This window comes from Alistipes ihumii AP11 (assembly GCF_025144665.1).
GTDB lineage: Bacteria > Bacteroidota > Bacteroidia > Bacteroidales > Rikenellaceae > Alistipes_A > Alistipes_A ihumii.
Genome location: NZ_CP102294.1, coordinates 935,768 through 950,652 on the forward strand (window position 1 = coordinate 935,768; position 14,885 = coordinate 950,652).

11 protein-coding genes and 1 tRNA gene are annotated in these 14,885 nt (G+C 56.9%); 3 read left to right on the forward strand and 9 right to left on the reverse strand.

The annotated features are described in order from the left end of the window. Nucleotides 1-19: 19 nt before the first annotated feature. From NQ491_RS03725 to NQ491_RS03765, 9 genes are all read right to left on the reverse strand, one after another. Nucleotides 20-1,177 carry a fimbrillin family protein gene (locus NQ491_RS03725; protein WP_019244654.1) on the reverse strand — a complete coding sequence of 386 codons (1,158 nt, stop codon included), beginning with the start codon at nt 1,175-1,177 and terminating at the stop codon, nt 20-22. Nucleotides 1,178-1,301: 124 nt separating this feature from the next. After that, entirely contained in the window at nt 1,302-2,360 is a 1,059-nt protein-coding gene (locus NQ491_RS03730; RefSeq protein ID WP_019244653.1) for a fimbrillin family protein, read from the reverse strand. A gap of 114 nt (nt 2,361-2,474) precedes the next feature. Then, nucleotides 2,475-3,488 carry a fimbrillin family protein gene (locus NQ491_RS03735; RefSeq protein ID WP_019244652.1) on the reverse strand — a complete coding sequence of 338 codons (1,014 nt, stop codon included), beginning with the start codon at nt 3,486-3,488 and terminating at the stop codon, nt 2,475-2,477. 82 nt (nt 3,489-3,570) lie between these two features. Beyond that, on the reverse strand, nt 3,571-4,548 hold the full coding sequence (locus NQ491_RS03740; protein ID WP_019244651.1) for a fimbrillin family protein: 978 nt from the start codon (nt 4,546-4,548) through the stop codon (nt 3,571-3,573). A gap of 60 nt (nt 4,549-4,608) precedes the next feature. After that, complete coding sequence (locus NQ491_RS03745; RefSeq protein WP_019244650.1) at nt 4,609-5,520, reverse strand: DUF5119 domain-containing protein; 912 nt, start codon at nt 5,518-5,520, stop codon at nt 4,609-4,611. 113 nt (nt 5,521-5,633) lie between these two features. Beyond that, nucleotides 5,634-7,175, reverse strand: a complete 1,542-nt coding sequence (locus NQ491_RS03750; RefSeq protein WP_232423172.1) for a DUF3575 domain-containing protein — start codon at nt 7,173-7,175, stop codon at nt 5,634-5,636. Nucleotides 7,176-8,027: 852 nt separating this feature from the next. Beyond that, nucleotides 8,028-8,101 (reverse strand) — tRNA-Asn (locus tag NQ491_RS03755). A 751-nt stretch (nt 8,102-8,852) separates the two neighbouring features. After that, nucleotides 8,853-9,329, reverse strand: a complete 477-nt coding sequence (locus NQ491_RS03760; protein ID WP_147524916.1) for a hypothetical protein — start codon at nt 9,327-9,329, stop codon at nt 8,853-8,855. Nucleotides 9,330-9,830: 501 nt separating this feature from the next. Continuing rightward, nucleotides 9,831-10,259: a hypothetical protein gene (locus NQ491_RS03765; protein WP_019244647.1), complete on the reverse strand. Its 429-nt coding sequence runs from the start codon at nt 10,257-10,259 to the stop codon at nt 9,831-9,833. Between the two features lie 301 nt (nt 10,260-10,560). Between NQ491_RS03765 and NQ491_RS03770 the strand changes: the two genes are divergently transcribed. The 3 genes from NQ491_RS03770 (at nt 10,561) to NQ491_RS03780 (ending at nt 14,884) form a co-directional block, all read left to right on the forward strand. Next, complete coding sequence (locus tag NQ491_RS03770) at nt 10,561-12,942, forward strand: TonB-dependent receptor (protein ID WP_019244646.1); 2,382 nt, start codon at nt 10,561-10,563, stop codon at nt 12,940-12,942. Nucleotides 12,943-13,189: 247 nt separating this feature from the next. Beyond that, a complete protein-coding gene (locus NQ491_RS03775; RefSeq protein WP_019244645.1) occupies nt 13,190-13,654 on the forward strand; it encodes a TspO/MBR family protein in 465 nt (154 codons plus the stop codon). Nucleotides 13,655-14,011: 357 nt separating this feature from the next. Beyond that, nucleotides 14,012-14,884, forward strand: a complete 873-nt coding sequence (locus NQ491_RS03780; RefSeq protein ID WP_026089462.1) for a ComEC/Rec2 family competence protein — start codon at nt 14,012-14,014, stop codon at nt 14,882-14,884. Nucleotide 14,885: the final 1 nt, after the last annotated feature.

Genomic DNA, 14,885 nt, shown 5'->3' on the forward strand with positions numbered 1-14,885 from the left:
ACTGAGCCGCCGCTGCGGCTCAGCCACCGATCTCCGAATCCCACTGAGGATTCTCCGACCAGCTGCCGGGATCGAGCACCGGGACGAAATTCCCCCCGATCTCGCCGCTCCACTCCCTGATCTCCCAACTGCCGACCACGACGCTGGCATAGGGCGGCTCGCCCACGGAGGTATCCCACACGGGATCGACGTTCCAAGGGGTGACCTGAAGAGTCAGCACAATGAAGCCGCCTTGCAGCGAAAGGTCGAAATTATAGCGCTTACCGGGATCGAAGGCCATGGCCGGCACGGTCGCCTGCAAGTCGGTCGCCCGATCCGCCTCGTTGAAGGTCACGCTCATTTGCAGATCGAAAACCGCATCGCTCTTGGGCAGCACTTCGTCCGTACCCGAATATTGATAAGGTTCCGCCCCTTGCACGAAGGTCCCCTGCGGAAACTCATAGCCGCCGTCGTTGGTTCCGGTCGGCAAGTTCTCGCAAAGAAGCGCCGCAGCGGGCGAACGGGCGATGCCCGACAACTCGACCGAATTGATAACCGCCTTGGCGACGTTCTCGGCCTTGCGCGTGATCGAAAAAGCCAGCCGGCTGCACTTCCGTTCGAGCGTAGCCAGCACGACGGTCTGGGTCGAAACGTCCTGCCGCGTCACCACGGCGCAGGCGGCGGTCAGCGAGCAGGCGTAGTCCGTCCCGTGAGCGACGCTCGCCTCCTTGTGCCCGGTAAGCGACAAAGCCGGAGTGAGCGCATAAAAATCATATGCTCCCGCCCGCAGCCGCATCGGAGAAGCTCCGGCCGTGCCCGTCGCGACGCCGGTCATCCCATCCACCACGCAAGGTTCGAGCGAATAATCGTCTTTCACCCGATAAGTGGCTTCGGCCACATAGGTATCCCGTTCTATGTCGGCAGCCGCCCCCGCGGCACGGCGCGTATAAGCCAGCACGCGCACGGTGCTGCCGGGCGCCAGATTTTCCGGCATAGCGCGCGTCGCACCGCCGGACGAAAGACCGGACGCCCCCGCCCGGGAGACCGAGGACACGGCGCCGGACGACGAGACCTCGGCGCTCACGCCGGCCAGACTGAAGCCGACCTCCGTACCACCCGTATCCGGCGCAGGACCGTCCGCCTTGCTGCATCCGCTCGCGACGGCCAACGCCAACCATATGATGAACGCTTTTTTCATGACGTGTTTTCTACTTTTTTTGTTTCGGGTTTTCGTCCCCCGCACTCTCCTCCCCCCGACCGTTTCCGCCGGACGGAGAAGGAGACATTTTCCGTTATCGGACCGTCCCGATCGCAAGAGAGTCCTAAAGAATCACCTCGATTCGGTCGCCGGCTTCCTCCCATGGAGAGATCGTGGCTTGGGGCGTAATCTGAGTCGAAGTGAATTTCAGCACCACATCGTAAGCCTTGCCGGCCCCGAATCCCGCCGCAGGAAGCGTCAGCGGCACATCGCGCGTACCGCCTTCCGAGGTGGCGACCGACAAAGTCAGCGTCCCGCCGACAGCGATCGGAGCCACCAAAGCGTAACCGCACGCCGCCGCGTCGGCCTCATCGAAAGAGGCAGCCACAGGAAGTGCGAGCGGATAGCCGATCGCGCCGTCGTCGGCCGCCTTCTTGGCCGGAAGCGCGAGATCGGCGGGAATACCCTCGAAAGTCACCGTCGCAGGCAACTCGACCTTGCACGTAGGGAACTGGCTTTTCAGCACGATCCCGCCCTCGGGAATCGTTCCCCAGACATTCTTGGCCGCCTCGTCGACCGCATAGGCCCAAACCTTCAACTGGGTCAAGCAATGAGCGAACTCGAAAATCTTGCCGGCAGTTCCGAACCGGGCGTCGGCATTCTTGTTGCCTTCCAACTCATCGGTCAGCATGACGTCGCTCACGCCGTCGATCGTCCAAGCGACGACTCCGCCGGCTGCCTCCGCCTGCGGATACCAACCGACCAGCTTCGTGCCGTTGTCAGTCTCGCGGACAAGGTAATACTGAGGCACGTCGAACACGATCGACGTAGTTCCGGTCACGCCGGCCGCATTCCCTTTGCAAGTCGCGCCAAGCACGGAAGCCGTCGTGTAAGACGGCCAACCGCCGTCCGCCCCGTTCTGATCGATGCGGGCGAAAGAAACCCGCAGATCGGCCTCATGATTCGCATCGACGACCGCGCGGGTGGCCGGCAGCGAAGCGAGAGCTTTGGACCCGGCATCGGAAAGGGCGATTCCGCCGCTCAAACGAATCTCGATTCTGTCCAGACCGGGCATAGGACCCGGCTCCGACTTCAAAGACTCATCCTTTGAACAGCCGCCCAGCAAAGCCACGGCCAGCAATCCCCAGATCCAAGGGATCCATTTTCCTGCATGTGCATTCATAACAATCGATTTGGTTGTTGTTCATCGCGAACGGAAGGGGAGCTCCAACCCCTTCCGCCCTTGGCATGTCCCGGAGTCCGGGGAAAAGCTCCGCCCGGGACAAAGAGGTTGCGGCTATTTGATCTCACCCGTAGCCGTACCGGCCTTTTCCCATTCCTTTACGGAAGCCTTGGCCTGAATCTTGGTAGCCTTAAAAGTCAGCGTGATCTCGAAAGCCTTGCCCTGCGTGTCGCCAGTGAAAGTCGAGCTCGACGTACCTTTCAGGTCGACGGCCACTTCATTGACAAGAGGCGACTCGGCATCCTTCTGCGTGGTAATCTTCAGTTTGAAATCCCCGGTGCCCGTAGCAGTAATAGGCGCTACCAGCGAATAAGCGGCATTGGCCGCAGTCTTGGTCAACGCAAGCGTCTGAGCAGAAAAAGCCACATCATTGTACGCGTTCTCCGTCATCGTGTAAAACGAAAAATTTTCCACGGTAGTCGAGAAAGCCGAGCCGGTCACGGCCGTGCCATCCTGCAAAGTAACCTCCACCTTGGAATAGGGCTTCTGCGAGCCGTTGACCCCGACCAAACTGATATCGGTCACATTGCCCCATGCGGTAACGGCCGCGTCGTCTTCAGCAACCAGCTTGACGACCAGCTTGGTCAACAGATGCTTAAACTGCATCGTGGGATAAGTGCCCGCCTGGGCCTCGCTTTTGGATGACTGCTGCTGAGCGGCAGCCATGATGTCGGTTTTGCCATCGAACGTGCGGGAAGCGCTTTCGGTTACAGTGCCCCAACCGCCCAAATCGGAAGGATAGAGTCCGCAAAGGTAGAGGACGCTACCATCTGCCGGATAATACTGCGGCGTAGCGAACGACGCTTCGGTCGTGCCGTCGTCCGAGAATGTCATCTCGCCGTTGCAATACCGTGAGGTGTAGTTGCCGTCGGTTTTAGAAACCAACACCTGAGCCGTAAGCGGGTTCCCAGAAGAAATCGTACCTTCGTAGGGGCTTTTGGTAGAAATGCTCAAAGCCGTCGATTTCGCCTTGATCTCGACCGAGCCGTCCGGAGTGTTCGACAACTCGGTTTTCGAGCAACTTGCCATAGCGGCTATGGCAAGCGCGGAAAGAAATACCTTTTTCATTTCGGAAAATTTTTAAGGATTGCTAATAAAAGTTAAGTGAACCATCAAAATATCGATCTCAAAGGGTAGACTCAGACGACGCCTACTGCACGACACCGGAACCGGTTCCGCCCATTTGCCACGGGACGACCGTAGCGCTCAGCGAAATACCGGTCAGAGGCCGGAAAGTCAGCGTAATCAAATATGAGCGACCGGCGGCGAACGAGGTTTCGACAGTCTCCCCCATCACGGAGGTCGGACGAATGACGACACGATCATAGCTCCCGCGCGAGGTGACGACCCGAATGACGAAAGAGGACAAACCGGGTTGCAGCATGACCTCGCCGCCAACTTCCTGCGGAAGCTCCTCCGAGCCGGTAATCGGCACGGTTTCGATCCCGGGTACCGCCAGCTCGGCCGGATCGCCCCATGCGCCCAGCGCTCCCGTCTCGATATCCATGACTCCCGTCGTATTCACATCCAGCAAGGCGATCTCGTCGAGAGTCTCCCCCGCGAACGCACCTTCGGGATCGACCAGCCTAAAACGCAACTGGGTGAGGACGTGCCGGAACTCGAGCGGACCGGGTACTCGGCTGCGGCTGCCTATGACGGGCTCGGCACACATGACATCCTCCTGCCCACTCAAGGTGAAATGCAGCGCGGGAGCTTTCCCCGGCGCCGACGCCTCCACGAAACAATCTCCGTCGGAACCGGCTGCGGCATAGGGATGATAGGCGCAGAATTCGACGGAACGATCTTCCTCCAGCGGATAATAGTAATGCCCAGCCCAGCCGATGCTTCCCGTCGAAGGATCGACGTCGCTGGTACGCACGTTATCCATGACCAGTTCGTTGCCCCAGCTCTCTTTTCCAGAAGCGCCGGCCGAAGTACCGGCAATCCGAACGCCGTAAATACCGATCCGGTCGCCGACATCGGACAGGTCGCCGAGCGTATTGACAGCCCGGGTAACGCCCTTGGTCCCGAGACGGATTTCGGTTTGAGAGTTCCGTTCCCCTTCCGTCCGGGAACATCCTCCGAGCAGACAGAAGGCCGCCATCGAAAGCAGTATGAGTGTTCGCATGCTCTATTATGATTTTCTTTTGGTTTACGTATGTTCGATTCAGCGCTGCATTCCGCAGGATTACAACTCTCCGGACCCCGAGCCCCCCATATCCCAGATCCGTACGGAAGCATGGAGCGTATTGTCGATCAAAGCCAAGGTGATATCCAACGGTATCTCGACAGGAACCGTCCCTCCCGATTCGCCGATCAGGCGAGCGATCGTGTCCGTCAGATCGAGGATTACCGGATAAAGCGTCCCGTCCTCTCCTTGTAAGGTCAGATCCAACAAATGAGTTCGGCCGGCTTCTTCGGGACGCGCCAGATCAAGAACAGAGACATCGGCCGAGAAATCGTACTCCCCCTCGGCTGGCGAAGCGGCGAAACGAACGTTTGCCGAAGCGTCCGAACAGGCACCGGTAGCGCAAAAGATCGACGAGGAAACTCCGGAAAGCGTCCCGCTGCACAGGACGACCGGCACGAAGTTCTCGAGCTTGAAAAAGAAGCGGATCTTCTTGACACGGGAATGAGGCGATGCCGATACACTGACGGTATCCCGATAAGGAACCTCCAGCTTGTCCGCCTCGTTGATGCCACCAGCCAGCAGCAGATTGCCGGGCTGACAAATGCACGGGACTGCCGACAAGCCCTCCTCTTCGGGCAAGACGTAGATTTCTGCGGTCTGATGCTGCTGTTCGTTGCGCAGCGCGATATTCCGGGCATCGCTGTTCAGCACAATGACCCGATAGCTGCCCTCCGGCAGCGTTCCGCTGAAGCCCTCCTTCGGACAATCGCGCACGATCGCCTCGCTTCCGTCCTCGGGATAAAAATAGAAGCGGCTGCCAGCCGGCGTATAACCTTTGTCCCATTGCAAGGCTATATGAACGTGCCCTTCCCGCTTGCGGTGGTCCAGGCTTTGCTTCGTGCAGCCGCTCTCCGCCCACATGATCAAAAGCATGCAGCCGCTCAGCACATATGTCAATCGTTTTCCCATAACCGGCAAAATATTGGTTTCATTCGCTTTTCAAAACGGACGACAGCCTCCCGGCCGCCTTCGTTCCGGAACGGTCCTTTTCCACTCCCGTCCCGGGAAGGCCGGGCCTCGTCTCAAGGGCGGCCGTGTCCGAAACGGTACACGACATTCAGTCTGAGACCGGTCAGCGTAAATTTGTTTTCCTTGTCCGAGTAATTGTAATAGAGATAAGGCAACTCACGATCATAGACGTCGTACTTGGCGCCGCGATATCCGACCCTCAGGCTTAACTCGAGACCCCAATGCCGCGACAAAGGAAGCAGATACCCGGCCGATACGCCGGCGCTCCAAAACGTTCCCGTGTAGTTGGTCGCGGTCGCAGCGTCGTCGCGGCGATCTTTCTGATCGTTGAAATCTCCCGCCTCTCCGTATACGCCGACGAAGAAGCCCCGAAACAAGCCGTCGTCGCGAAACCAGAAACGCGGTTCCATGCTATAAGAGGATATTCCCCAGAACTGTTTGCCCCCGCCGTATTCCCAATCAGCATAGAGAGCCGAGGCGGAAACCGACCACCGGCCGGCAAAATAGAACTCCGCTTCGAGATTAGGCATGAACGCAGCCGTTTTGAAATCGGGAAGTAATCCGGTCCATGCAAGCAGATTGGTTTTTACGCCGGCCAACGGATAAAGCTTGCGCTCCTCCTGCCGTTGTAGCCGGGCAGCCTCGGCCGCCTCTCGCTCGGCTTGCAGTCGGGCGGCCTCAGCCGCCTGACGCTGCGCTTCCATACGCGCTTGCTCGGCTTCCCGCTGACGCTGCCGCTCTGCCAAAGCCGCTCGTTCGGCCGCCATACGGGCTGCTTGCTCCGCAGCCTGCTGCGCTTGCTGTTTCTGGCGTTCCAGTTCAGCCAGTCTCCTTTCCTCGGCCTCGGCCGCAGCTCTTTCCTTGCTCAAAGCGGTTTCAAACTCCGCCTCGTCAAGCTTACGATGCAGCTTTTCCTCCATAATCCGACGCAGATCGTAGCTGACGGTAATCTCGACCCGCCTGAGCCCCGGAAAAAACTCTTTCAGCATATAAGCGTAAGGTTCGCCGCCGCCCAAGTCCATCAGTTTTTTCTCCCTTCCCTCGAACACTCCGGTTTGATCGATCAGAAAAAGCACTTCGTCCCGGTAATTCATGCGCGAAGCCTCGACGGCCCCTCTTAATCCGTCCCAGTCTTCGGCCACCCAAGTGATCCGGACAGGATAGCGCGAGGACAGCCCGTACCGGTCATCGAGGTATTTCCCGAATCCGGTCGCCCTATTCCTTGCCAGGCGGTCGTTCACATCGAACGCTCCCTCGATCGAGCAATAACCGCTCAGACAGATCGAATCCACATAGATCAGACTGTCGCGGAAAACCTGACGGATAAATCGGTCGAGCTTGTCCAACTCCTCTCCATTGCTACGATAGTCGGGCTGCACCTTGGCACTACCCTGAGGATAATTCAGGTAGCAACTCATGCTCCGAGCACCATCCCGAATCACACGGCGGTACGTAGAGTCGGAGACCGAAAACGGCGATCCCGTTTCGGGAGGCACCATCATCCCCTCGGCAAGAGAGAACGAGAAAACGAACAATGCGCACAGAAACGCCTCAATGAGGCGGACAGGACCGGGTTTGTCACTGGAAATCTTCATAATCGATGCAATATTTTGAGACCTTCCGTCTTTCGCAGCATCCAAATCTTCTTTTCAGCCGGTTCTGCAAACCGACGGACACAACCGGCAACAACGACATAATCAACTGATTATATAATAAATACATAGAAAAATTGCTTTTTATACGTTCGTTAAAAAAGCATAGTACAGAAAGCGCAGCGGAAGCGGAACACGCACATCACGCCAGGATACAATCGGCTGTTCCATAATATTTTAGGATTTTTTTGTAAATTATCGGCATTATTTTTAACTTCGGCCGTGAAAACCAACGATTTATCGCCTGCGTCCAGATGCAGAAACGTTGGAGAGCGAACGGAACTCCTATGACTGCAAGAAGCCCCGGACGCGGCCGACGAGAAGCGGTAAGGGCCGTCTTTTGCTGCAAGCCAGTTTGCGACAATAATTTATTCGACGCCTATTTCCCCTTTGGTCATCGGTCAATCGATGTACCTTACTGCTCCGTTCGTATTACGCAGCCAATTGTTCCGTTTTACAAGAAAGCATGGAATCTTTTCTCTCAAGGTAATAAGCGAACTGCCAACTCGCCGACACAAAATTCAAACATCGAACGACCACCTCGGCTCTCAATGATCCGCAGGTATTTTGCGAGTGAAAAGACAACATCGAAGGCCGTTGAGAAAGATGCAAATATCTGTTAATTCGCAACCTAACAGCCAAATCGGGTACATTTTTTCGGTCACTTGAATTGTACCCGATTTAGCCCCCGTTGCAATACATAAAATTGCATTTTTTCCCTCGGGGAGATCAAATAAGAAACCCGATAAATCGCTGATTTATCGGGTTTTTCACTGATTTACTTTATTCGGTTTGCTCCTCAACTAGGACTTGAACCTAGGACCCCCTGATTAACAGTCAGGTGCTCTAACCAACTGAGCTATTGAGGAATATTCTGCGGAATGCTTCGAGAACGACTCTGCCGCATCTCCGTTTTGCGAGTGCAAATATATATCAAAATATTCATTCTCCCAAAGGTTCTTGCAAAAAAATGGCGAAAACGCTCGGACGAGTCGTCCGAACCATGCACGGGAAGCAGACGTTTTTCGCCCGGCGAACGACGGGTCGCCCCCTGCCGAACGGATAAAAACAAGAAAGAAACAGGCGCTGCAACCTCTTGGAATCGTTAAGCCGGCACCAAATTTCGCTGACGTTCAAACGGAACCGTACGAACGTCTTCCTCGGAAGATTCGCCCGGCAAATCCCGCTCCGATTCCGGAAACGTTATAACCGGCCACCGTATGCCGAAACGGGAGGAGAAACTGCAAAGATAAGGGGTACAACATCCGCAACATAATTCTTATTGAAAAACGTTTCCGAATTACCCCGAACGGCCCGTCTCGCCGAAAACATTTTGACAACCATATACAATTTGCGCTATGTGAAAACAACTTCAAATTACCTATTGACGGCAACAAGGTCGCATGTAACGACTTATGTCATAACGAAACTCCGAAAAGAAAGACCTTATTGCCGGGCCGAGTAAGAGACAGGGCAAAAATTCTTTTAATAAAAACCTATCCTCCCTCGTCTTTTAAACAAATATTCGGCATCTACCGTTATCTCTTTCCGAATCAGACCTATAAAGCAGACATAAGCTCTCGTAACTGTCGTGTAGGCCTTATGCCTCAGCGTCGACAATTATTTTTTCATTCCGGCGAACATCTGTTCATGCAGAGAAAACTTCGCTTTGAGGTCGCGGTCTATCTTACTCTGTTCTGCCGAAACCGGAAGAACGTGATTCATGATAAACCGGGTCTTTCGGATCAGCCGGTTAACCATACCGACAAACTTATCGAACGCATGCCCGACCTGTTCGTCGGCAGGCAACATACTGTATCCCTTACCGAATATGTTGACCAAAAGTCCTTTCCGTTCCACCTGCAACTCATGTCGCAGTTCCGACACGAAGTCCATATAGTCCATATCCGCTTTCCTTACCGCCGCGATCAAATCGGCCGGTTTTTCATAATCCCCGAACTCCGCTCTGCTGAAATCTTCCAACCGAAACGCTGTCCATAGCCATTCGTGTTTTATGAGCTGCCCCGGTATAAATTTCCACACGATCGTCTCTTTGAGTCGCGTCCGTTCGGCCGATCCGATCTCCATCCGTTCCATAAATCGTTGATTTTGCATCTCCGCAGATAGCAGGGGAATCGAACCCCCGCATGCTCCAAGCTATCTTTTAAAGCCACTCCATATGCCGCGGAGCCCTACCATGCCATGCCGGACCGAACCTCAACACTCCAAACCAAGCCTCGCCCCGCCTGACTGTGCCTGACCATATCCAGCCGTACCGCACCCAGCCCGAACGTGTCAAACCTTGCCTCTCTTCGCCACGCCTAACCGGACCCAGCCCCGCCATACCATAAGTATGATAAGATCAAAAATTCCGACGCGAAGGAATCATCGGCCTGCGGACAAGTTTTCACCTATGGTAATACCGGCGGTCCCAAACAGATAACCACCGATTCATTGTTTTATTTCGATGGCTTTGAATCTGCCGAATTTAGGCCTGTAATCGCAAATACCGACATACCGTCCTGCAAAATCCACGACATCTTTCAGTTCCCGCTCGTTCCGGCGGCTCTCTTCATACCATATATCCACATCGCAATGCTAGTCGCAGAATATCGGCCGACAACGCAAAATCTTGGCACGCTGAACCTTCACAGTCCTGAAATCCCTGTATGCGTCCATTCGGAAAAGTTCTTCCGGAGGCAACGATTCATGCTCGAAATGAAAGACCGGATCGTCCGGAACGCTTACGGCCGCCTGAAACGCTTTACCCAGTTTCTTATCCTTTGCCGCAGCCAACATGGCGGCTTCGATACATTCGGCTTTCATGTAATAGCCTTTTCTCTCGGTGTGGTACAGACTTGCCATCCACTCGATCCTGGCCATTTCCATCAGATCATCATCCGTTTTCTTCCTTTTAGACGAGATGGCTTTCATTCGTTTCGTGTAGTCGTTAAACGGGTTGGCCATCTTGTCATCATGTTGCAATAACGGACTCACGCTTTCAAATCTGAATTTCAGTATTTTCATAACACTTAAACTTCAGAGTACAGCAACCAATAATCGCTTTAAAAGATTATTTCAAGGCGCTACGAACAAATAAATTATATTTCCAATGCATCTTGAACGTATTTATCAAAATCAGATCATTTCAAATTGCAGCAGGGCACGGCCGGGAAACCGTTCGATGCGTCAGTTCCATACATGCCGGCCCGAGGCGCGAACGATACGTACGGAAGCTCTAAATCTGCAGGGAAAGGCCCGGACCGCCGTGCGCCGGCCGTAAATCGGGAGTTAATTCGTACTTTTACCAAAGCAAAACCGACGAATCATGCACAAGCTCCTCGTTCCGATTCTGCTAACGCTCGCGGCCGTATGCCGGCTGTACGGCGCGACGGAAAGCTATCCGGTCAGCGGCCGGGTGATCGACCGGCTGACACGGCAGCCCGTGCCGTTCGCCGCCGTCGTCATCTCCGGACAGCCGGGCAAGGGGGCGATGGCAGACTCGGCAGGCAAATTCACGATCGCTCAGGTGAAGCCCGGCATATACCGGCTGTCGGCGTCGATGCTGGGCTATCGGAGCGCGCTCACTCCGGAATACATCGTTTCGGCCGGCACGCCGTTCATCGAAATAGAGCTCGAAAAAGAAGCGCAGGGAATCGAAACGGTCACGGTCATGCCCTTTCCCGTCCGCCGCACGGCGGAAAGTCCGGTCAGCGTCCGAACGATCGGGTTACGCGAAATCGAGAAAAGCCCGGGTTCGAACCGCGACATCGCCCGCATCGTACGCTCCTATCCCGGAGTCTCGTTTTCGCCCGTAGGCTACCGCAACGACCTGATCGTGCGCGGAGGCGGGCCGTCGGAGAACCGCTTCTTCATGGACGGAATCGAGATACCCAACATCAATCACTTCGCGACTCAGGGAGCCTCCGGAGGCCCGGTGAGCCTCGTCAACTCGGATCTGATCCGCGAAATCGACTTCTATACGGGAGCCTTCCCCGCCGACCGGGCCGGAGCGCTGAGCTCGGTACTGGACTTCCGGCTCCGCGACGGCGATCCCGACCGTCAGCGGTTCAAGGCGACGCTCGGCGCCTCGGAGGTCGGCCTGAGCGGCAGCGGCCACATAGGCAAGAAAGCGACCTTTCTCTTTTCGGCCCGGCAATCCTACCTTCAGATGCTGTTCAAGCTGCTGGGCCTACCCTTCCTGCCGAACTACATCGACGCTCAGGCGAAAGTCAGAATCCGCTTCTCGCAACGCGACGAGCTGACCGTGCTGGCGCTGGCAGGCATCGACAATATGCGGCTCAATACGGACGAAAAGGGAGAGGAGACCGAATACCTGCTAAGCTATCTGCCCCGGCTGCGGCAGGAAACCTTCACCGTCGGCGCGTCGTACCGGCATTATGCCGGGCGGCACGCGCAGACCGTCACGCTGAGCCACTCCTATCTCAATAACCGGAACACGAAATACCTCGGCAACGACGAGTCGTCGGAGGACAATCTGACCCTGCGCCTGCGGGCCGTCGAGCAGAAAACGTCGCTGCGGGCCGAGAACCGCTCGCACCTCGGACGCTGGACGCTGCGCGAGGGCGTCGAGCTGAGCTACTCGCATTACACGAACCGTACTTTCCGACGCTTCTTCGCCGAACAGGCCGGCACGCTGAACTACCGCACGCGGCTCGGACTGACCGGCTGGGGAGCGTTCGTCGCAGCCGACTATGCCTCGGCCGACGACCGGCTGACCGTATCGGCAGGAATCCGGGCCGACGGGAGCGACTTCTCGGCGGAAACCGCCCGGCCATGGCATCAGCTTTCGCCGAGGGCATCGGTCCGCTACGCTCTGAGCGAGCGATGGACGGTCGCCGCCAGCGCCGGACTGTACTATCAACTGCCTCCCTTCACCGCGCTCGGATTCGAAAACGGGCAGGGGGAAAGGGTCAACCGCGGACTGAAATACATGCGCGTGGCCGAGACCTCGGCCGGTTTCGACTGGAGGCTGCGCGACCGGCTGACCGTATCGATCGAGGGATTTCACAAGTTCTACACCGGCGTCCCGCTCTCGCTCGCCGACAGCATTCCGCTGACCTGTCAGGGCAACGATTACGGCACGGTCGGCGACGAGCCGCTCGCCCCGACAGCCGAAGGGCGGGCCTACGGCATCGAGGCGATGGTCAGATGGCAGATCCCGGACAAGCTGCATGTCGTGGGCTCCGTCACGGTCTACCGCAGCGAGTACCGCAGCGGACGACGGGCCCGGTATATCGCCTCGGCCTGGGACAACCGCTTCGTGCTGAACCTGAGCGGAACTTACGAACTGCCCAAGGCATGGAGCATCGGCGCGAAACTGAGCGCGATAGGCGGAGCGCCCTACACGCCCTACGACACCGAAAAGTCGTCGCTCAAGGAGGCATGGGACGCCCGAGGGCGCCCCTACTACGACTATTCGCGGTACAACGAGGGGCGTCTGCCGGCTTTCGTCCAGATCGACCTGAGGATCGACAAGGCGTTCTACTTCCGCCGCTGCACGCTCGGAATCTACGTGGACCTGCAGAACGTCACGGGCAGCAAGCTGCGGCAACCCGACGTGCTGATGAGCACCGGCACCGTCGAGAACCCGTCGGCTCCGGCTTCCGAGCAGCGCTACCGGATGAAGTACATCAAACAGGAGAGCGGCACGCTGGTCCCGGCGCTCGGGGTCACGGTCGAGTTCTGAGCGCTTCCGCATCCGCAGGCGGGATATCCGTCCGGGAATGCCTCCGCTACCGGACGTCCGCTCTGCCATAGGACGGCCCGGGCGAGCGGCCCGGCGTCTCCCCTACGCTTTCGCACGGTATCGCAACGACAAGCATCGGACCGCTTTCGTTACGCCCGGGACATATGCGAGCGCATGCCCGTCCTACCGGAAAAACCGAGCCTTTGCGCACGATTGTTGCACATAAGCGGCAAAAAGGAACCCGAAAATGAAAAAAACGCCGTACTACCTGATTCCCGTACTGGTCTGCTTCCTGCTGGGGTTCATCGCCGGCAGAATCCAGTCGGACGCCATCGAGAACTGGTACCCGCTGCTCGACAAGCCGGCCCTGACACCGCCGAACATCGTGTTCCCGATCGCATGGTCGGTCATTTATCTGTGCATCGGCATTTCGGCCGGACTGATCCTCAGCGGCGACTCGCCCCGGAAAAAACGACTGATCGCTCTGTTCTGCGTCCAACTTCTTTTCAACTTCGCATGGAGCGTCGCCTTTTTCTATTTCCGCAGCCCGTTGGCAGGACTCGTCGACATCCTGATCCTCGATGCGCTCGTTGCGGCCTACGTCGTTCAAAGCCGCCGGGCGAGCAAGGCGGCCTCGGCCCTGTTCGCCCCTTACGTTCTCTGGCTGCTTTTCGCCACCTATCTGAACGCATACATTCTGGTCTGCAACTGACGGACTGCGAACGGCCGGCCGAACCGTCACCGGCTGCACGAGCGGCCGGCTGCGATTTCTACCGGGCGGAGACGGCCCCCGGACAACCCTATAAAAGTCCTCTGTTTTCACCATGTTCCGGCAAAATGCCGGCCTGAGAGAACCGACATCTCAGAGCGCTGTCGGTCCGAAATCCTCCGTGCCGCTCCGGCCCCGCAGCGGAAGAATCCCTTCCGATCCGGCGGAATCGTCCGGATTGACGTTCCGAGCAGAATGTCCGTGTGCCGGATATTCTTTTTTGCCGGATAATCGCTAACTTTACGCGGGTCTGTTCCGGCCCCCGGCCGAGAGCCGTCAAAACATACCAAACTTACACGAATGATGAAAAAAACCATTCTTTTATTTTTTACGGGGCTGCTGCTGGTTTGTCAGGCTTCGGCCAAGAAACCGGGATTCGCCCTTTGGCAACTGAGCCCGCAAGGCCCGTCTCAAATGAACTCCTACGTATTCGTAACCGACAAAGGCCGTGTGGTGGTTCTCGACGGCGGGACGGCCGACGACGCGCCTTTCCTGAGAGGATTCATCGCGGCGCTCGGGAATCATGTGGACAAGTGGATCGTCAGCCATCCCCATGCGGACCATATGGGCGCGCTGACCGAGATACTGAAAGCGCCGCAGCAAATGACCATCGACACGGTCTACCAGTCGCCCATGACGGACGAGCAGCTCCGCACCGACATGAACCGCAAGAAACTGGCCGACGCCTATTTCCACGCGCTCGACAGCTCGGGCCTGCCGGTCGTAAACCTGACGGAGCCGGGACTGAAGATGAAAATCGACGGAATGAACATGCAAGTGATCGGCGTCGCCCATCCCGACATTCTGACCAACGCCTATAACAACGCGAGCATCGTGCTCCGGGTCTGGGACAAGACCAAATCGATGGTCTTTCTGGGAGACACGGGAGTCGAAAGCGGCGAGCGCCTGCTCGAAAGTCCCTACAAGCCCCTGCTCGACTGCGACTATCTGCAAATGGCCCACCACGGCCAGCAAGGATGCGACGAGCGCTTCTACCGATCGATCCGTTTCCGCGCCTGCCTGTGGCCTACCCCGCTGTGGGTCTGGAACAACGATGTCGGCGAGGGCTTCAACACCGCATGGATGAAAACCATCGACACCCGACGCTGGATGGACGAGATCGGTATCGAGGAGCACTATCCGAGCTGGCAGGGTATCGTCAAAATCGAATAAT